This is a genomic window from Agrobacterium sp. Azo12 (assembly GCF_029193765.2).
Classification (GTDB): Bacteria; Pseudomonadota; Alphaproteobacteria; order Rhizobiales; family Rhizobiaceae; genus Agrobacterium.
Genome location: NZ_JARFYO020000002.1, coordinates 902610 through 921548 on the forward strand (window position 1 = coordinate 902610; position 18939 = coordinate 921548).

At 54.4% G+C, this 18939-nt stretch carries 15 protein-coding genes; 9 read left to right on the top strand and 6 right to left on the bottom strand.

Going from position 1 to position 18939, the window contains the following annotated elements:
- Positions 1–42 precede the first annotated feature (42 nt).
- The 8 genes from iolB to PYL13_RS20595 all read left to right on the top strand — a co-directional run bounded on the left by iolB (position 43) and on the right by PYL13_RS20595 (position 10366).
- Complete coding sequence (gene iolB, locus PYL13_RS20560; protein WP_275642162.1) at positions 43–840, top strand: 5-deoxy-glucuronate isomerase; 798 nt, start codon at positions 43–45, stop codon at positions 838–840.
- 24 nt (positions 841–864) lie between these two features.
- Entirely contained in the window at positions 865–1647 is a 783-nt protein-coding gene (locus PYL13_RS20565) for a TIM barrel protein (protein WP_275642163.1), read from the top strand.
- A gap of 174 nt (positions 1648–1821) precedes the next feature.
- Entirely contained in the window at positions 1822–2331 is a 510-nt protein-coding gene (locus PYL13_RS20570) for a DUF2478 domain-containing protein (protein WP_275642164.1), read from the top strand.
- Positions 2332–2528: 197 nt separating this feature from the next.
- The gene (locus tag PYL13_RS20575; RefSeq protein ID WP_275642165.1) at positions 2529–4007 is read left to right on the top strand and encodes a sugar ABC transporter ATP-binding protein; all 1479 of its coding nucleotides are present in this window, start codon (positions 2529–2531) and stop codon (positions 4005–4007) included.
- Positions 4007–5041 (top strand): ABC transporter permease, encoded by a 1035-nt coding sequence (locus PYL13_RS20580; protein ID WP_275642166.1) that lies wholly within the window; start codon positions 4007–4009, stop codon positions 5039–5041. The genes PYL13_RS20575 and PYL13_RS20580 overlap by 1 nt, the downstream gene beginning before the upstream one ends.
- Before the next feature lie 45 nt (positions 5042–5086).
- Complete coding sequence (locus PYL13_RS20585; protein WP_275642167.1) at positions 5087–6130, top strand: substrate-binding domain-containing protein; 1044 nt, start codon at positions 5087–5089, stop codon at positions 6128–6130.
- A 61-nt stretch (positions 6131–6191) separates the two neighbouring features.
- Positions 6192–7445 carry an LVIVD repeat-containing protein gene (locus tag PYL13_RS20590; protein WP_250984976.1) on the top strand — a complete coding sequence of 418 codons (1254 nt, stop codon included), beginning with the start codon at positions 6192–6194 and terminating at the stop codon, positions 7443–7445.
- A gap of 161 nt (positions 7446–7606) precedes the next feature.
- Positions 7607–10366, top strand: a complete 2760-nt coding sequence (locus PYL13_RS20595) for a M16 family metallopeptidase (protein WP_275642168.1) — start codon at positions 7607–7609, stop codon at positions 10364–10366.
- A gap of 58 nt (positions 10367–10424) precedes the next feature.
- On the opposite strand, the gene PYL13_RS20600 is transcribed toward PYL13_RS20595, so the two are convergent.
- Genes PYL13_RS20600 through PYL13_RS20615 form a run of 4 tightly spaced genes read right to left on the bottom strand, consistent with a single transcriptional unit; the run spans position 10425 to position 14282 of the window.
- On the bottom strand, positions 10425–11237 hold the full coding sequence (locus PYL13_RS20600; protein ID WP_275642169.1) for an ABC transporter ATP-binding protein: 813 nt from the start codon (positions 11235–11237) through the stop codon (positions 10425–10427).
- Entirely contained in the window at positions 11234–12274 is a 1041-nt protein-coding gene (locus PYL13_RS20605; protein ID WP_192489059.1) for a FecCD family ABC transporter permease, read from the bottom strand. Before PYL13_RS20605 ends, PYL13_RS20600 begins: the two co-directional genes overlap by 4 nt.
- Positions 12271–13263, bottom strand: coding sequence for a FecCD family ABC transporter permease (locus PYL13_RS20610; protein WP_250985121.1), 993 nt, complete (start codon positions 13261–13263; stop codon positions 12271–12273). The genes PYL13_RS20605 and PYL13_RS20610 overlap by 4 nt, the downstream gene beginning before the upstream one ends.
- A 47-nt stretch (positions 13264–13310) precedes the next feature.
- Entirely contained in the window at positions 13311–14282 is a 972-nt protein-coding gene (locus tag PYL13_RS20615) for an iron-siderophore ABC transporter substrate-binding protein (protein WP_275642553.1), read from the bottom strand.
- Between the two features lie 331 nt (positions 14283–14613).
- On the opposite strand from PYL13_RS20615, the gene PYL13_RS20620 reads away from it, so the two are divergent.
- Positions 14614–16755 (top strand): TonB-dependent siderophore receptor, encoded by a 2142-nt coding sequence (locus tag PYL13_RS20620; protein ID WP_275642554.1) that lies wholly within the window; start codon positions 14614–14616, stop codon positions 16753–16755.
- 78 nt (positions 16756–16833) lie between these two features.
- On the opposite strand, the gene PYL13_RS20625 is transcribed toward PYL13_RS20620, so the two are convergent.
- On the bottom strand, positions 16834–17886 hold the full coding sequence (locus PYL13_RS20625) for an ABC transporter ATP-binding protein (protein WP_275642170.1): 1053 nt from the start codon (positions 17884–17886) through the stop codon (positions 16834–16836).
- Entirely contained in the window at positions 17886–18932 is a 1047-nt protein-coding gene (locus PYL13_RS20630; RefSeq protein ID WP_259147149.1) for an NAD(P)-dependent alcohol dehydrogenase, read from the bottom strand. Before PYL13_RS20630 ends, PYL13_RS20625 begins: the two co-directional genes overlap by 1 nt.
- Positions 18933–18939: the final 7 nt, after the last annotated feature.

Sequence of the window (18939 nt, forward strand, 5' to 3'; positions counted from 1 at the left end):
CCAACGCGGCTCAAGCGGGTGATATTCCCAGGAGGAAACACGATGCCCAATCTTCTCCATCGGCCTTTTGGCACCCACGGAAAGGTGCACGAAATCACTCCCACTTCGGCTGGCTGGCGTTATGTCGGTTTTTCGCTCTATCGTTTAAGAGCAGGTGAAAAAGCCGCGGAGGCAACGGGTGATCGTGAAGTGATCCTTGTCCTGATCGAGGGTAAAGCCGCGATAAATTCGAACGGCCGGGATTGGGGTATCTTGGGCAACCGCATGAATGTATTTGAAAAGACAGCTCCCCATTCGCTCTATCTGCCAAATGGCTCGAACTGGCAGGCGACGGCCGAAACAGATTGCGTGATTGCCGTGTGTTCCGCTCCTGGCAAGAGTGGTCACGAAGCCCGCCTGATTGACCCAAACAGCATTACGCTTACACAGCGCGGCGAAGGTAGCAACACCCGCTACATCAACAATATCGCCATGGAAAACGAGGATTATTGTGACTCGCTGCTGGTCACCGAGGTCTTCACACCCGCTGGCAACTGGTCAAGCTATCCAAGCCATCGCCACGACGAAGATGATTTTCCGCGCATCACTTATCTCGAAGAGACCTATTATCACCGCCTGAACCCTGCGGACGGTTTTGGCGTGCAGCGGGTCTATACAGATGACCTGCAATTGAATGAGACCATGGCAGTTCACGACGGCGACGTCGTCTGCGTGCCACGTGGCCACCATCCCTGCGGCGCGCCCTATGGCTTCGAAATGTATTATCTCAATGTGATGGCTGGCCCACTGCGCAAATGGCGGTTCGTTGCTGCACCCAATGTCGAACATCTCTTGAAGTAACCGCAGAACCTCAGAGTATTTATCATGACCCAGCCGTTTACACTTGCCGTCTGCGCCGAAATGATCTGGCGGGACAAGCCGATTGAATGGCGTTGCGCACGCCTTGCCGAAATGGGGTTTGACGTCGGCCTTTGGAACTGGCCGGATCATGACCTGGAAGCCTTGGTACAATCCGGCGCCAGTTTTTCGATCATGAACGGTTACCTCACTGGCCGTTTGGCCGACGATGAAGGAGCCACTGAACTGCTGCGCTCAGCACGGGAAACCGCCCAAATTGGTAAGCGGCTTGGTGTCGCCCGGCTTAACCTGCATGGCACTGGCCTCGGCGAGGGCGGCCTGCCGGCTCAACCCACTGAGATCGTCACCGGCAAAATGTGGCTCAAGGCACGCGATACTCTGGCACGTATCGCCGAGATGGCGGAAGAGGAGGGTGTCGTCTACACGCTTGAGAACCTCAATCTTCCGGTCGATCACCCCGGCACACCTTTTGGTCGGGCAGAAGACACGCTTGCTCTGGTGTCATCCGTCAACCATTCCCGTCTGCGTCTCAATCTTGATCTCTATCACGTGCAGATCGGTGAGGGTAATCTGATTGAAACCTGCAAATCCTGCCTGCCATGGGTCGGCGAGATACAGGTGGCGGACGTACCTGGACGATGTGAACCCGGCACCGGCGAAATCAACTATCCGGTAATCGCAAAAGCATTAAACGACATGGGATATCGCGGACCGGTCGGCATGGAGGCATTTGCAAAAGGTGATCCTGAGCATGCGCTTGAAGCCTTCCGCAATGCCTTCACCTTATAGGCAAGGTTTCTGAGCGACGCTCTTTTCGCGCATTGTCTACGTCCAGTCTTTCACAGCCACAAACCAGACAAGACAAGCCGTTTACAGCATCGGCTATTGACGACGTGAAACACCGCATGGTTCATGCATTTCAGAATATCGGCCAATGTCTGGTATGACGGAAATGTGAGGAAAATGACCATGCGGCTTGGGTACATCAACCTGACAGACGGCGATGAGTTGGACAAATGCCTGTCGCAGCTCGTCAAGCTGTTCGAAGAAGCTGGCATGAAACCCTCAGGCGCAATTCATGCACCATACAAAGGTCCAAACCGCAGCAAATGCGACATGGACCTTCAGATTTTACCGGATGGGCCAGTGTTTCGGATCAGCCAGAACTTAGGTGAACTCGCAACCGGATGCCGGTTGGACAGTGCTGCTCTGGAGGCAGCAACAACAGAAGCTGCTGCACGCGCAGAGGGCGCCTCCGTGTTGATCGTCAACAAGTTTGGCAAACATGAAGCCGAGGGTCGCGGCTTTGTTTCGATGATCATCGACGCCATGGAACGGGACATTCCCGTAGTCATCGGTGTCAACAAACTCAATCTCGAAGCCTTTCTCTCTTTCGCGGATGGCTGCGCGGAAATCCTGCCAGCAGACCCGAATTACATTGTAAACTGGGTAACAGCTGAGGCAGTACACTAGACGACGCGAGATAAAATACTGCGCCACAGCACAGGCAATTCACTTGTTTTTCTTAGCAAAATTCAAGTTCTCGCAATGGCCCGACGGACTGTTGGAAATTTATTCCGTGGATTAGGTCGAGAATAGAATTCACGGCCTTGTTTGCCGACAAAGGATGGCTACGAAATCCTGATAATATTAGCAGGTTTTCTTCCATCATGCCTCTTCTGGACGTTCAAAATATTTCGCGAGCATTTGGCTCGACGCACGCCTTGAGGGATGCCTCTTTGCAGGTCGAGCGCGGCGAAATTGTAGCCCTCATGGGCGCCAATGGTGCGGGAAAATCCACGCTGGTAAAGATTCTGTCCGGTCTCTACACGGCAGATTCTGGCAGAATCGTCTGGGAAGATACAGACTACAAACCGCAAAACCCGGCCGAGGCCGCCGCACGCGGCATTGTCACCGTTCATCAGTCCACTGACGTGGTCGGCATTCCCGGTCTGAGCGTTGCAGATGCGCTTTTGCTCAATCAATTCGTTGATCGCAGTTATCCGTTTTTCCTCTCTCACAGAACAGTACGGCGCGAAGCAGCACGCATTCTGCAGGAAGCGGGTTTTGATCTGCCCCTTGATCGCGACTTCGAGACGCTTGGCACTGCGGACCGACAGATGGTGGCTATAGCGCGCGCGCTCTCGCAAAACGCACGTCTACTTATTCTAGACGAACCGACTGCAAGTCTCTCGGTACGGGAAGCGGAGCGTCTCTATGAGATTTTGCGGCAACTGAAGGCACGCGGCATCGCCGTCCTTTATATCTCACACCGCACTGCAGATCTGGAGGCGTTGGCTGACCGGGTTGTCATCTTGCGTGGTGGTCGCAATGTCGGTGCCTTCAGCAGACCAATTGATTTTTCAGCCGCCATCGAGACAATGATCGGACGGTCGCTTGAATCGGCACGGCCCGACCAGCGGCAATTTGGACAGGCGGTTCTGGAGCTGAAAGGTATTCAGCTATTACCCGATAGTCGGCCATTCGATCTGACCGTTCACAAGGGTGAAGTCGTTGCGATAACCGGCGTGCTCGGTGCCGGCAAAAGTCGTCTTCTCTCCGGTCTGTTCGGTGTCGGTTCATTCGTCTCGGGTAGCATCACATTGAACGGACGGCCGTTCAATGCGCGCAAGCCGGCAGACGCCATTGCCGCAGGCGTGGTCATGGCGGCTGAAGATCGACACACTTCGTCGCTGATACATGCAGGTTGGCCCGGTGAAAGCATCGCCTCCACCATCAGCCTGCCGCATCTGAACCGTTGGTATCGTTCAGGTTTCATGTTCTCGAAACGCGAAGAAAATGAGGGCAATGCCGCCATCAAACGGCTTGGCATCAAGGCAGTCGACTCTCTCGCGTCAGTGTGGTCGCTGTCTGGCGGCAACCAACAAAAGACAGTGATTGCACGTTGGGAAGCGGAGCCAAGCCGGGTGTTGCTTTTGGACGAGCCATTTCAGGGTGTGGACGTCGGTGCGCGTCAGGACATCATCGCAACAATTCGCGGCCACACCGAACGCGCGACATTGATCGCAACCTCAGATGCGGAAGAAGCGCATGAAGTTGCGGACCGCGTATTGGTGATGGACCACCATACGCTGCGCGAAGAAACCAAACATTCGGCCTTCACCGGCTATCAAGAGGACACTGTCTAATGACCAACAGCGCCCAACACACTTCTGAAAATCCACGCGGCGGCAATGGTCTGGAGACAGTTCGAGAAACCATTCGCCGTGGTGCGGTTTTCATTCTGCTGATCGCGCTTGTTGTCGGCTTCTCACTGGCGCAACCCGCATTCATCAACATCAACAACTTGATGAGCATTCTGCAGGCGGTATCCGTCGTCGCGATCATCGGCGCAGGTGTCACGGTCACGCTTGCTATTGGTGGCTTCGATCTTTCTGTCGGCGCAGTTGCTGCTTCGAGTGTGATGGCCGCGAGCTACGCCATGATCGTGCTTGGCCTGAATGCCTATCAGACCGTACCGCTGGTGCTGGCCTTCGGTGCGCTTGTCGGTTTCACCAATGCATTTTTAATTGTGAAGCTGAAGGTACCAGACCTATTGGCGACCCTATCGACCATGTTCCTGCTGACCGGCTTGCAGCTTATTCCAACCGCCGGGCGCTCGATTTCGGTCGGCCTCATTCTGCCCGATGGTACGACAGCCACCGGAAAATACGATCCGGCATTTCTGACAATTGGCCGTTCCAGCCTGTTTGGCACCATCCCGTTCTCCGTGCTGATGATGTTGCTGGTCGCCCTCATCCTGTTTGTATTGACGGAGCGGACGCGATTGGGACGCCTGCTTTATGCGACGGGTGGCAATGAAGTAGCCACACGACTGGCCGGTGCGAATGTCAACCGCATAAAGACCTTCGCCTATGTGCTTTCTGGCACTCTTGCTGCGTTGGGCGGCATTATCGTTGCCGCACGCGTCGGCAGAGGCGACGTATCGTCAGGCGCATCGCTGTTGATGGATTCTGTTGCCGCGTCGCTGATCGGTTTCGCGGTTCTCGGCCTGCGACGTCCAAACGTCCTCGGCACCCTGATCGGCGCTGTGTTTGTTGGTGTGTTGCTGAATGGCCTGACCATGCTGAACGCCCCTTATTACACGCAGGACTTCATCAAGGGTGCTGTGCTCGTCGGGGCACTGGCGCTGACCTACGGCATTGGCCGCTCCCAAAACTAACCAGGCATTCTCTCGAATTATTCTTAGCAACGAAATGGAAAAACCATGTTCAAGACACTGAAAAGGCTGGCAGCCGTTGTAATTGCCGGTTCGATTTTCACCGCACCGGCGTCCGCTGCCGGTATCGCCGGTGCACCAGCACCATTCGACAGCAAGACTGTTAACATAGCCGTCGTCAGCTTCCTTGGTAGCGGCGACTGGTTGCAGGCATTTGAAGCTGGCGTGAAGAAGCAGGCTGATGCACTCGGCATCAATCTGACAGTCTCGCAGGCACGTAACGACAATGACACCCAGCGCAATCTGGTTGAGCAGGCTATCAATCTCGGCGTTGACGGCATCATCATCAATAACGGTCGCCCTGAGGTTCTGCAGGACGTAGCGCAGAAGGCGCTTGATGCCGGCATCAAGGTTGTCGCCTATGACGTAGACCTCGATAACCCGCAGATCCCGCAGATTGAACAGAGCGACAAGGATATGGCGAAGCTTGTTCTTCAGCAGGCTGTGAAAGATAAGGGCGAGGCATTTGTCGGCGGCGCCGTTTATGTTGCAGGTTTTGCACCACTTGATCGCCGTTATGGCGTCTGGAAAGAATTTGTCGAAAAGCACAAGCTGACTGAAAAGGCCGTATGGGGCGTCGTGAACGACACGGTACCAGCATCAGTAGCTGACCAGACCAAGGCAATCCTGCGCGCCAACCCGGATATCTCCGTCATCTTCACGCCTTGGGACGAATTCGCCAAGGGCGTAAAGCTGGCTATCGATGAGCTGGGTCTTTCTCAGCAGGTCAAAATCTATGGCGTCGACATTTCGACCGCTGACATTCAGCTGATCACCGAGCCAGACAGCGCATGGGTTGCAACTGCCGCCACCAACGCCGCTGTTGTGGGTGAAGTCTCTGTTCGCGCCGTATCGCTGGCGATTGCCGGTCAGTTCCCTGGCCGTTCCGTCCTCCTTCAGCCAACCCTGATCACCCGTGACGATCTGGTCAACAACAACATCGGCACGATCGAGGAGCTTCAACAAAAGTTCCCGGCATTCCAGAAGAGCGACGCTGCCTCTGCCGAATGGATTCCTGCTGCAAAGCAGTAAGACCAAAGATGAAAATGACGCCGCCCGCAAGGCGGCGTTTTCCCTTTACCAAGCAATGAGAATGGCCATGACAGACCTGCCAAAACCGGATTTCGCCCGCAATATGAAACTGATTGGCCATAGCGATATTGGCGGTCGTGGTGATGGCCTGCAGCTTATGGTTCACCACAACCACGCGTATATTGCCCACCCCTGGTCGCAGGGCTTCTCAATCGTCGACGTCTCGGACGCCAAGAACCCGCGTACGGTCAATTATGTAGCGGCGCCTGCGAACACCTGGAACATCCATCTGCAGACACACGGCGATCTGCTTTTGGTCATCAATGCGCTTGACCTGTTTGCCGACGTCGAAACCTTCACCGATGAGAAGGCCTATTACACCAAGTCGGTAGGTGAAACCGTCGCGGCGACAAAACGCGAGCGTTCCTGGACGGCTGGAATGAGCGTCTACGATATTTCAAGCCCCGCTCAGCCCCGCAAAATCGGCCAACTGGATGTCGACGGCGTCGGTCTGCACCGCATCTGGTACGTCGGCGGCCGTTACGCCTATGCTTCAGCGCTTCTGGATGGTTTTTCGGATTATATTTTCGTGACTATCGACCTTGCCAATCCCGCGAAACCCGAACTTGTCGGTCGCTGGTGGTTGCCGGGCATGAACCTTGCGGCTGGCGAAACACCAAACTGGGGTGAGGGGCGTCGTTATGCACTTCACCACGCCCTTGTGCATGGCAACACAGCCTATGCCTGCTGGCGCGATGGCGGCCTGACCCTTCTTGATGTGTCGGATCATTCCGCACCAAAGCTGATCAAACACCACAACTGGTGCCCTCCCTATGGCGGTGGCACGCACTCTCCATTGCCATTGCCAGGACGCGATCTGCTTGTCGTCGCCGACGAGGCGGTACTTGATAACGAAGAAGACGGCCGCAAACATACGTGGGTATTCGACATCCGGGTTCCCGAAAACCCGATCAGTATTTCGACATTCCCGATCCCAAATGAGATCGACTACACCAAAAAGGCCGGCCATTTTGGTCCACACAATCTTCACGAAAACCGCCCCGGTTCGTTTGTGTCGGAAACTCTGATTTTTGCGACATGGCAGAATGCCGGTATCCGGGCATTCGATATATCCGACCCCTATCACCCCGTTGAAACGGGCGCGCTCGTACCGGCTGGCCCAACAACAATGACGGACCGGAGACCAAATCGGCCTAGGGTTATCCAGTCGGCTGACGTTTTTGTTGATGCCAATGGCCTGATCTATGCAACCGACTACAATGCTGGCCTTGAAATAATCGAATATGGCGGCTGATCGCAGACGCTAGCACCCCTATGGTCCGTTGATGATATCGGAGGACCATAGGTTTCGCTTTTAATCATTCGCCAAATACTCAGATTTTTTGTGAGATCAAACGAGATCAAACGTCGAATACCAGTGAACGCATTCGTTCGTGGAATTTTGAAAGTGACGTTATGATCTTTGTGCGCGCCGTGTTTGCCCTAGTTACCCTTTTTGCCGGACTTCAGTTTGCTCAGGCTAATGGTGTGGAGTGGGACAAGAAGGTGACGCACGGAAAGTTGGATAACGGCCTCTCCTACATTCTCTACGACAGCAAACGCGCAGATGAACCGTTCAACATCCGCCTTGTTGTGCACGCCGGATCTGTTGATGAAGAGATACCCCGTGGCACTGCCCACATCCTTGAACATATGGTGTTCCAGTCGACGCAGGCGCACCCCGAGACATTACACACCTACTTTCAGAAGCTTGGGTGGCGCACCGGCGTGCAGATCAATGCAGTCACGCGCGAAGCAGAGACCCAATTTATGGTTCGTACCCGCCCGAATGATGCGCTCGATGTAGAAGGGTCCTTGGCGCTGGTTGCTGACATGGCCTTTGGCGCGAAACTGTTGGCCGAGGACTGGGACAAAGAACGTTTCGTCATTCTTGAAGAACTGCGCCATGATAACAAGGTGGCTGAACGCATCAACCGACAGAAAAAAGAGCTGCTGCGTGCAGGTTCGCGTTATGTTGATCGTCCGACGATTGGCACACGTGAGGGAATTGAAGCGACGACCATCGCTGACATCAAGGCGTTTTACGATACCTATTATGTCGCGTCCAACATGACCCTGATCGTCTCTGGCAGGATAGATGCGGCAAGCACTGAGAAGGCGATTATCAGTCTGTTTGGCTCAGCACCGAACAAGCCACAACCATCCAGAGACTACGTGGCATTCCCGTTGAAAGATGAACTCTCCATCGGCCAGGTACAGGACCCACAGGGCACCACCTCGCAAGTAACCTATGCTTTCAGACTGGAAATGCCACCCCGTCAAAGCGATGACGGCAGACTTGCCTATCTCGAGAAATATTTCCTGACCCGCCTGATGCGCGACGCGATACAGACGCAGGGCGAACATTACGGTGAGATGGTCAATTCTCTCAGTTTCGTCATTCAAGAACCTGTAGAGCGGCGGCTTATTCTGGCCTTCAACGCCAGAAGCGAAAATCATGACAGAGCGAAAGACATTTTGCTTGAAAGTGTCGAGCGACTGCGGCGCACGGGCCTGTCTCGGGATGGCTTCGACGCTCTGATGAAAGATGCTGTCCGGATCAACAGTCGCAATCCTGACGCCGCAGCCCAGCGAACCTATGCGGAGTGGGAAGACCGTATTACCAGCGCGGTGATGATGGATTCCGTGCTGCAAGACGCAGCTGAAAAGGCGAGGGACACACAAGCCCTGCTAGAGCAGATCACCTTCGAAAGCCTGTCTGCCCGTATGCAAGACATGCTGCGCGCGCCCGACCAGGTGATGATGTATCAGGTTCCGGGCGACAAGACGGTAGAGCTTCCATCGGTCGACGATATCAGTGCCCAACGTCAGGCGTTGTCCACGGTTACAGCACTCCCCGATTTGCCCGCGATTGTAGCGAAGGCGCCGGTTGCGAAAGAGCAACCGCTGCCAATATGGCCAACAGACGCGACGGTTGATGAAACGGGAGAAATCGTTTCGGAAACCCGCCATGACAACCCAACGATACAGGAATGGGTCCTTTCGAACGGCGATCGCGTGGTCTGGCTGGCGCGCGACACGACGGATGGCAAGGTCTATCTATCAGGACAATCCAGACCGGGTTTCATGAATGCCGAGTTCGGCAGCACAGTTTCACAGGCTGCCATTCAACTCTGGGAACAAAGCGGTTTTAATTTCTGGTCACAGGACGAATATGAACTTTGGAAAAAAGCCCAGCCAGCGAGGTGGAGTTGGGCGCTGAAGGACAGCATGCTCGACGTTGCCGTGGCTGCAAAACCGGAACAACTCCCCGAATTGTTGCGTCAATATGCAGCGAGTATAAAATTTGGTCTGGTTCGTGAAGAGGCATCTGACGCTTTCCGCACCCAGATGGCCAGCAACCTCACCTCTGCCAATGAATATTCGCAGTTGCTCTACGGAGAGTCTGCCGATCACCCCGGCGATGCAAACATTGGAGTGATTGATGCACAGGCGTTGGAAAAAGCAGCTCGCGCGCTCGTCGCGGAACCGGTCACCTGGTTTGCGGTCGGTCCCGCCCCAACGCCTGAGACCAAAACCACATTTGCAAAAACAGTGAGTGCGTTGGCACGCGCTCCGTCTCTCACACCAGCACCCGCCAGGCAGCAAGACGGCATACACAAAAAGAGCATTCAAACATTTAGGGATCATCGGGCCCAGGTCGAAATATCTACGTTCACAGCCCTTGAATGGACGCCAGAAAAAGCCTTCCTCATTTCGACGCTGACACCACTCGCACAGCAGGCGCTGAAAAATGAACTGCGCAATCATCTTGGTGGCATCTACACGCTGCAGTTTGAGTTGCGCATGGACCCAGAGACCAACCGCAGCATCAGTACCTTGTCGTTCATTTGTGCGCCGGAGCGGGCAGAAGAGCTGGCAGACGCTGCCATAAATGTCCTGAAGAACATGCCGCAGAACATACAGGCTGTGGACTTCAAGCGATTGCAGGCAGACATCGACTTTGCCGAAAGCGGGCGTATGAGTGACGCCAACACTTGGCTGCGCCGACTGTCTTTGAGTTACCGCCGTTACGGCGACCCGACCTACCTCAGCAACATGCCAAAATTGAGCGAACAGTTGACGCCGATCGCGTTGCAGACCTATGCCGAGCAGGTGTTTAAAACAGATAATATAGCTGTGCTGACCCGCTTGCCTCTGGCCAAGGCGCAGTAATTGCAACGCTCAGATCGCTAGACGCAGCGTGTTGATAGTTGCTGCGTCTGCTCCGTAATTATACGGCCTTATCACCGACCATCTGATGCCTGCCCATCGGCAGCATCAGCGGCCGCCCTGAGGTAGGGTCGGTTATGATGCGGCTCTCAAGGCCAAACACCTGTCGCACATTGTGCTCTGTCAGAACCTCTTCCGGCTTTCCCGTGATGTGCAGTCGTCCACATGCCATGGCGACAAGATAGTCGGCATATCGTGCCGCCAGATTGAGGTCGTGGAGAACCATGACGATTGTCGTTCCACGCGACTGATTGAGATCGGTCAACAGATCCAGCACCTCAATCTGATGGCTGATATCGAGGAAGGTCGTTGGTTCGTCCAGTAACAGGACTTCAGTCTGCTGCGCCAGTGCCATTGCAATCCAGACACGCTGCCTTTGCCCGCCGGAAAGTTCGTCGACCGGTCGTTCTGCCAGCTCAACAGTTTTGGTGGCAATAAGCGCTGTCGCGACAGCTTCATCATCCGCTGATGTCCAGCGCGTAAACATGCCCTGATGCGGATGCCTGCCACGGCTGACAAGGTCTGCCACCATGATACCTTCAGGCGCGATAGGGGATTGTGGCAAAAGCCCCATCACTTTCGCCAGTTCCCGTGATGGCATTTTGTGAATGGACTTGCCGTCAAGCAGCACGTGGCCTGCACGCGGCGTAATCAGCCGCGACATGGTGCGCAGCAGTGTCGACTTGCCACAGGCATTGGCGCCAACAATCACTGTGATTTTGCCATGTGGCACCACCAGATCGAGGTCATTCAGAATGACGCTATCGCCATACCCGGCTGAAAGTTTCGTGGCGGCAAGTGAATAGGTAGTCATAGTGAACCTCCGGCGCGATTGACGCGCACGATAAGGAAAATGAGGTAGGGGGCGCCGAGCGCACCCGTAACGACACCGACCGGATAACGGCTGGGCAACAGGAATTGCCCGCAATAATCGCCAACCAGAACGAGCGTTGCGCCGACCAGTGCCGAAGGCACAAGCAACGAACCATTGTTACCCATGATCCTTGCAGCGATCGGCCCGGAGAGGAAAGCAACAAATGCAATAGGCCCGGCCACTGCTGTGGCAAATGCGATCATTCCAACTGATGCGATGATAACGATGATCCGTGTCTTGGCGACACGCACGCCAAGTGCTGCGGCAGTATCATCGCCGAGCCGTAAGGCTTCCAGATCACGAACGCGGGTCAGCAGCAGTCCACCGAAGGCAGCCAAGGCGAGAATGAGCGGCAGTGTCTGCGACATCTGTGCACCGTTCACACTGCCCGTCAGCCAGCGCATCGCCTCCTGAAGGCTCCAGGCCGGCGCGACAGACAATATGTAAGCAATAAAACTCTGCAGCATGGCAGAGACACCAATGCCGACAAGGATCAATCGCGTCCCTGCAACACCGTTGCGAAACGACAGAGTATAGACCAACAGCGCAATACCAAGCCCGGAGACGACGGCGAAAACTGACACGATCGGCCCGCTGAGCGACAGGACAACAATGGCAAAAACCGCAGCGGCACTTGCGCCGGAACTGATGCCGATAATGTCAGGGCTGGCGAGTGGGTTGCGGAGCATGATCTGAAAGGCGACGCCACCCATGCCAAAACAAAGTCCCGCAACAATGGACAGGACAGCGCGCGGCAACCGCAACTGACCAACGGTGAAACTCAAACCCGGGATATTCTCACCAAGCAACACACGGATAACGTCTTTCGGCGGCGTAAACGTCTGGCCGGACATCAGCGTCAGTGCAAAGACGGCACATAACAACACCACCAGACCGGAGATAACAAGCCACCGGCCACTAGCGCGCTGACGCCGGTTTCCAGCGATCGAGGTGATGACAGGGGAAAGCATGCTCATAATTCACGCACCCTTTGCCGCCTGACAATCCAGATAAAAAACGGCGCCCCGACGAGTGCAGTGACAATGCCCACATCCAACTCGGCAGGCCGTGCCACGATGCGTCCCATAATGTCCGCGGCCAGTAGTAGGCAAGCTCCACTCAAGGCCGAGAAAGGCAATAGCCAACGGTGGTCTACCCCCACCAGCAGGCGGCACAGATGTGGAACGACGAGACCAAGGAAACCGATCGGACCACAAATCGCAGTCGTTGCACCACATAAGAGGATTGCCCCGAATGACGCTATGGCCCGGGCAGTCGCAACACGTTCGCCCAGACCAGCGGCCAATTCATCGCCGAGCGCCAATGAGTTCAACTTGCGAGCCGACAATAGGCTGATCGCAAAACCAACGATCAGAAACGGCAGCACATGAGAAATACGCTCAAATGTCGCCCCACCAACACCACCGATCTGCCAGGCGCGAATGCCGCCCGCAATATCATTGCGTGGCAAGACTACAGCGATAACCAAAGAGGAAAAAGCGACCGATGTCGCGGCACCAGCCAGTGCCAATTTGAGCGGTGTCGCACCGCCGCGCCCCATCGAGCCGATGACGTAAACAAAAACAGCTGAAATGCCGGCACCTAAGATGGCGACCATGATGTAGGCGTATGCCGACGCGATACTGAACCACGCCACACCCACCACGACCGCCAAAGACGCACCCATATTGACGCCGAGAATGCCGGGATCAGCCAAAGGATTGCGGGTAACGCCCTGCATGATCGCACCTGCCAAACCGAGTGAAGCGCCCGCAAGCAATGCAAGCAGAGTCCTTGGCAGTCGGACTGCGACAGCAGCTTGGCTTATATTATCCGTATGGCCACGCAATGCCATTACGATATCGCTCCAAAACACGTCTCGTGTACCGATCGCGACCGACAAGGCGCACAAAAAAGCAAGTGCTGCCAGCACTAGAACCAAACCCAAGAACCGCGAACGGCGCATATTTCCCGGAAAAGCCTTCGCAGCCTGCGAGGACCCTTTATTCAATATCATTTGGACTTTCCCGCCGCCTCGGCAAGCAGATTGACGTAGTCTTTCAACACCCACGAAATCGACAATGGTGTTGGATTGGATGCAGTACCGAGTGGATTGCGGCCCAGCATGACGATTGCGCCATTGGCGACAGCGGGCATTCGCGAAAGCAGGGGATCAGCGTTCACCGCATCCAGCAAGGCCTGGCTGCCGTAAGTCACGACGATATCAACATCATCAAAGGCGTCGACACGTTCTGCACTGACGCCCGCAGCAAACTGGCCCTTGGTGGTTGCATCCAAAACGCTCTTGGGTGACTTAAGACCGAGATCGGCAAAAAACTTCACACGAGTGTCATTGGCGGTATAAAAATTGACGATGCTGAGGTTCGTGGTGTCGAGATGCGTCACAAACATTGCCGACTTGCCCTCAAGCTGAGGATGCCCAGCGACAGTATCAGTGATCTCCTTTTCAATCCGCTTAATTAGTGCATCGCCTTCTTTCGCCATGCCGAGCCCTGCGCTGTTAAGGCGGATCATATCGCGCCAGTCAGTCGCCCAGGATGATTCCGGATAAGCAACAACCGGTGCAATCTGGCTCAACGTGTCGTAATCGGCCTGACTGAGGCCGGAATAGGCTGCGAGAATGACGTCCGGCTGGGTTGCAGCGACGGCCTCGAAGTCAATTCCATCCCCCTCATCAAACAGCACAGGCTTTTCAGTACCAAGCTCTTTCAGCTTTTCAGCGACCCATGGCAACAGACCGTCGCCATCGTCATCGCCAAAATTGGCTGCAGCAAAACCAACGGGAACAATGCCCAATGCCAACGGAACTTCATGATTGGCCCAAGCGACAGTCGCGACGCGCTCTGGCTTTTTGGCAATCGTGGTTGTTCCCAACGCATGTTTGATGACGATCGGATAAGACGTGGTTTCGTCTGCACGGACCTGTGTGAATGCCAGCAATGAAAGGCATGTCACAACCACCATTGCGTAAAAATCGAAGAACCTTGGCACGGCCAACCCTCCTTGATATTTAAAGTTGGCTTTCCAGTTCCAGTTTAATGGGGATGCGTCAAGGCTTACGCAAACGACCAACCGGCAGCGCGTCAAAGTTTCCGGAGTTTCATACAAAACCAGAGGAATCTACAATACCAGACTGTACGCCTCAAGTTAACAAGCGCGGAAGGTGAATACAGGGTATCGCCACAGTCCGTGCCATTCTGCATCAAAGCGACGCACAGAACCGCTTTGGCAAAGGACTAAGAAATGCACCCTGTTGGTGACCAGCAACAACAACGCCAACCTCTGGAATTTGGACATGCACAGCAAAAAAAACGGCAGCACAGGCAAACGGTCCGGTCTTCATTATCGCAATGCTGCCCTTCTTGGATGCACGGCACTGATCGCTTTTTCGCCGGTAACATCGCTGGCGCAAGATGCAGACAGTTCAGGTTCCAATACCGTCTTGCAAACCATTACTATTGATGGCGCCGGCGCGGATGATGACAGCAAATCCATTGTTGCTACCAAAACAACCAGTGGCGGCAAGATTGCTACGGACATCATGAACACGCCTGCCAGCGTTTCTGTGATCACGTCAAAAGAAATCCAGCAACGTGGCGCGCAGAACGTCGAAGAAGTGTTGCAATACACCGCTGGCGTCACGACTGATTTTTATGGCTCAGACGACCGGTTTGATTATTTCAAGGTTCGCGGTTTCGATGCCTATATGTATCGAGACGGCCTTTTGATCGGTCGTCCCTTTGGTGGTCTCCGTGAAGAGCCTTTCGCATACGAACGTGTAGAAGTGCTAAAAGGCGCCAACTCGGCAACATTCGGCGTTTCTGACCCAGGTGGCGCCGTCAACTACATGACGAAGCGACCCAAAAACGAAAGGTTTGGCGAAGCCTATGTGACCGGGGGATCTTACGACCGCGCCGAAACAGGGATCGATTTTGGTGACAACATCACTGAAGACGACACGCTATCGTATCGCATTACGGGCAAGGTCAAAAATGCAAAGGCCGAGTTCGATTTCTCGAATGATGACGAGAAGTTTTTTATGGGCGGCCTTACATGGCGTCCTACCGATGTCACCAGCCTGACCGTCGTTTACGATCATCTTAATACTGATGGCGTACCGGGAAGTGGTGGTCATCCTGTTGGGACGGATTTCAGCAGAAGTCGTTTCTTCGGCGAGCCGGATTTCAATTATCGCGGAGTCAACAGAAACTCCTTGAGCGTCATGTTCGATCATGATTTTGGCTCAGGTCTGAGCTTCAGTACAAATGCCCGATATAGTAAAGCAAACACCGATTTTGGTTACGCATATATTGCGTCGACGCCAACGAATGGCTCTACAACTGCTAAGCGTTCATTCTTCGTAGACGATTCATCAGATGAGAATTTCATCGTTGATTCACGCCTGCAATACGAGGCGAACTTTGACGCAGTCGAAAGTAAGACCCTGTTTGGCGTCGAATACAATAACCTATCCTCTGATGGTCAGATCAACTTCGGTGACGCACCCGGTATTGATTGGACCAACCCGATATATTCGGGCGCGCCAACATCTGTTCCTCTGGGTGAAATAACGCGAAATCGCCAATACACTGCGGCTATATATGCACAACAAGATTTGACGTTCTCCGAAAAACTCATAGCTACCGTCGCGCTTCGAAATGATTGGCTTGATTTGAAGCAACACTCCACTTCGTATTGGACAGGGTCCGAAGTTGTTAGCAATGATGAAGATCGCTTGAGTGAGCTTACTAAGCGCTTTGGCGTCACCTATCGCTTTACTGATGCGTTTGCCGCCTATGCAAGCTACGCGGAGTCGGTGGCACCACCAACAGTAGGCGTTCAACCCGAGCGCGGCGACCAAATTGAATTGGGTGTAAAATATCAACCGACAGACTTTCCGGGTCTATTTACTGCCGCGATCTACGACCTGACCAAGTCAAATATTACTGTCACGAACCCAGTGACAAATCTTCCGTCGACCATCGGTGAAGTTAGGGTTCGGGGATTGGATCTTGAGGCAAAAACAGAGCTGACAAACAACTTCAGTTTGACAGCAGCCTACTCGTACCTGAAATCAGAGATCACTGAGAATGGCACTGGCGGGAACATTGGCAACGAACTGCAATTCGTACCCAGTCATTCAGCTTCGTTGTGGGGTAATTATACTCTCGAGGGCAACGACACCATTGGCGACATGACTTTTGGCTTGGGTGCTCGTTACATTGGATCTTACTATTTCGACGATGCAAACACGCAAAAAACTGGAAACAACGTCGTTTTCGATGCGTCGCTCAACTACAAGATTCAGGAAAACACATCGCTGGATCTGAATGTCAGCAATCTGTTCGACAAGAAGTACGTCGCTTATGGCGGTTTTGGAGCTGACTTCTACAATCCGGGCCGGTCGTTCGCCGTCACACTGCGCCGGACTTGGTAATAAAATACCCCCACCTGACAGACTGTCTGGTGGGGGTACACGTTTTAATTCCTGTTTTGCCCGGAATGGCGTAATCGATCAGGCCGACAGACGTTGTCCGCTCGTCGTATCGAACAGATGCAGGTTTGCAGGATCAACGTCGAAGCCGATGTTTTGTCCCACATTCAGGCGCGTTTCTGCTGGAATTGCGACGCTGAATTCATGCCGACCACTCTTCAGTGTTACCAGACGTGTTTCGCCATGAAACTCGTTGCGATCAACCTGTCCACGGAAGGTTCCGGCCGTTTCGTTCAGGCGAAAAGCGCCAGGACGAATACCAACTGTCACAGCACCGGGGCGGACATTGAAAGGTGCGCCCAGGTTGACTGTATCACCAGCCAAAACCCCATCTGATGCCTGTAGCTCCAGGAAGTTCATGTTCGGCGTACCAATGAAACCGGCTGCAAACAATGTGGCAGGCGTCTGATAGATCTCCTCTGGCGTACCCATCTGTTCGATATGACCATCCTTCATCAGCACGATGCGATCAGCCAACGTCATGGCCTCAAGCTGATCATGCGTCACATAGATGCTGGTGGTTTTCAGGTCATGGTGCAGACGGGCGATTTCAACTCGCAGGCTTCCGCGCAGCTTGGCGTCGAGGTTTGAAAGCGGCTCGTCAAACAGAAACACTTCCGGTGTCTTGATCATAGCACGCGCAATCGCCACGCGTTGCTGCTGACCACCGGAGAGCTCTGTCGGTTTGCGCGACAGATAGACGTTGAGACCCAGCGCTTCGACGACCGGTGCCAGACGTGCGTTGATGGCATCCTTTGCAACACCCGCACGTTCAAGACCGAATACGATGTTCTCGCGAACAGTCATATGCGGATAAAGCGCGTAGTTCTGGAACACCATGGCAATACCACGATCACCGGGATCGCGGTCATTCATACGCTGACCGCCGATGAGAAGATCGCCGCCAGAGATATCTTCCAGGCCGGCAATCATGCGAAGCATGGTGGATTTTCCGCAGCCCGATGGGCCGAGGAAAACCACGAATTCATGGTCATTGATCGACAGGTTGAAGTCTCGCATGACTTCAAGCGAACCATAAACCTTACGGATGGAACGGCATTCGACTGTAGCCATCAGCTCGTTTCCTTATCCAGCACGATTTGCAGCTTCACATCTTCAGGGCGCCCTTCGGCAGCCCGCTCAAAAGCGGCAATCGATTGATCGAAATTATATGTGTCCGAAACGAGCGGCTTGAGATTGACCTTGCCAGCAGCAATCAGCGCCAGCGCACGGTCAAAGACGTTTGCGTAGCGGAACACGGTCTCAATACGGCACTCACGGGCGCAGGCAGCAGCGATATCGAAAGGAACCGGCTCCGGTGGCAAACCAACCAGAACGACAGTGCCGCCCGGACGCACGACCTTGAACAGGTCCCGTATGGCAGCAGGTGCACCGGAGCACTCAAACACGATGTCTGCGCCCCAATTTTCTGTCGCCTCATTCACGGCGCTGACAATATCTGTTTCGCGCAGATTGATGCCGGTGATGCCTTCGTAGGTCTCCGCCAATTTCAGCTTGGTTTCGGACAAATCCGAAATCAATACGCGCGAGCAACCGCCAGCCAGTGCCGCCAGAGCAACCATGATGCCGATGGTGCCGCAGCCCATGACGACGGCTGTATCGCCGGGCGTGATGTGGGCGCGGGCAGCTGCCTGCATACCAACAGCAAAAGGCTCGACCATCGCACCTTCCGCGAAGGAAACATTGTCAGCCAGCTTGTAAGTGAAACCGGCGGGATGCACGGTCTCAGGGCAAAGAATGCCGTGAACAGGTGGTGTGGCCCAGAATGTAACGGCAGGGTCGACGTTATAGATACCGAGACGCGAGGCGCGCGAGATCGGGTCAGGAATGCCAGGCTCCATGCAGACACGGTCCCCGACTTTGAGATGGGTGACATTGGCACCAGCCTCGATGACCGTACCGGCAGCTTCATGACCGAGCACCATTGGCTCGTTGACCACGAAATCACCAATACGACCATGTGTGTAGTAGTGCACATCGCTGCCGCACACACCAACCGTATGCAGGCGGATACGGACGTCATCCGGTCCCATGGTCTGGGGCAGATCGATATCGCGCAGGTTCAATTCGCCAACGCGTTCCAGGACAAGTGCTTTCATTGAATAA

What these genes read in the sequence shown, in the direction of transcription:
- PYL13_RS20580 (WP_275642166.1), top strand. Translation starts at nt 4,007, where the DNA reads ATGACCAACAGCGCCCAACACACTTCTGAAAATCCACGCGGCGGCAAT.
- PYL13_RS20590 (WP_250984976.1), top strand. Translation starts at nt 6,192, where the DNA reads ATGGCCATGACAGACCTGCCAAAACCGGATTTCGCCCGCAATATGAAA.
- PYL13_RS20570 (WP_275642164.1), top strand. Translation starts at nt 1,822, where the DNA reads ATGACCATGCGGCTTGGGTACATCAACCTGACAGACGGCGATGAGTTG.
- iolB (WP_275642162.1), top strand. Translation starts at nt 43, where the DNA reads ATGCCCAATCTTCTCCATCGGCCTTTTGGCACCCACGGAAAGGTGCAC.
- PYL13_RS20610 (WP_250985121.1), bottom strand. Translation starts at nt 13,263, where the DNA reads ATGCGCCGTTCGCGGTTCTTGGGTTTGGTTCTAGTGCTGGCAGCACTT.
- PYL13_RS20625 (WP_275642170.1), bottom strand. Translation starts at nt 17,886, where the DNA reads ATGGCTACAGTCGAATGCCGTTCCATCCGTAAGGTTTATGGTTCGCTT.
- PYL13_RS20605 (WP_192489059.1), bottom strand. Translation starts at nt 12,274, where the DNA reads ATGAGCATGCTTTCCCCTGTCATCACCTCGATCGCTGGAAACCGGCGT.
- PYL13_RS20585 (WP_275642167.1), top strand. Translation starts at nt 5,087, where the DNA reads ATGTTCAAGACACTGAAAAGGCTGGCAGCCGTTGTAATTGCCGGTTCG.
- PYL13_RS20630 (WP_259147149.1), bottom strand. Translation starts at nt 18,932, where the DNA reads ATGAAAGCACTTGTCCTGGAACGCGTTGGCGAATTGAACCTGCGCGAT.
- PYL13_RS20620 (WP_275642554.1), top strand. Translation starts at nt 14,614, where the DNA reads ATGCACAGCAAAAAAAACGGCAGCACAGGCAAACGGTCCGGTCTTCAT.
- PYL13_RS20600 (WP_275642169.1), bottom strand. Translation starts at nt 11,237, where the DNA reads ATGACTACCTATTCACTTGCCGCCACGAAACTTTCAGCCGGGTATGGC.
- PYL13_RS20565 (WP_275642163.1), top strand. Translation starts at nt 865, where the DNA reads ATGACCCAGCCGTTTACACTTGCCGTCTGCGCCGAAATGATCTGGCGG.
- PYL13_RS20615 (WP_275642553.1), bottom strand. Translation starts at nt 14,282, where the DNA reads ATGGTGGTTGTGACATGCCTTTCATTGCTGGCATTCACACAGGTCCGT.
- PYL13_RS20595 (WP_275642168.1), top strand. Translation starts at nt 7,607, where the DNA reads ATGATCTTTGTGCGCGCCGTGTTTGCCCTAGTTACCCTTTTTGCCGGA.
- PYL13_RS20575 (WP_275642165.1), top strand. Translation starts at nt 2,529, where the DNA reads ATGCCTCTTCTGGACGTTCAAAATATTTCGCGAGCATTTGGCTCGACG.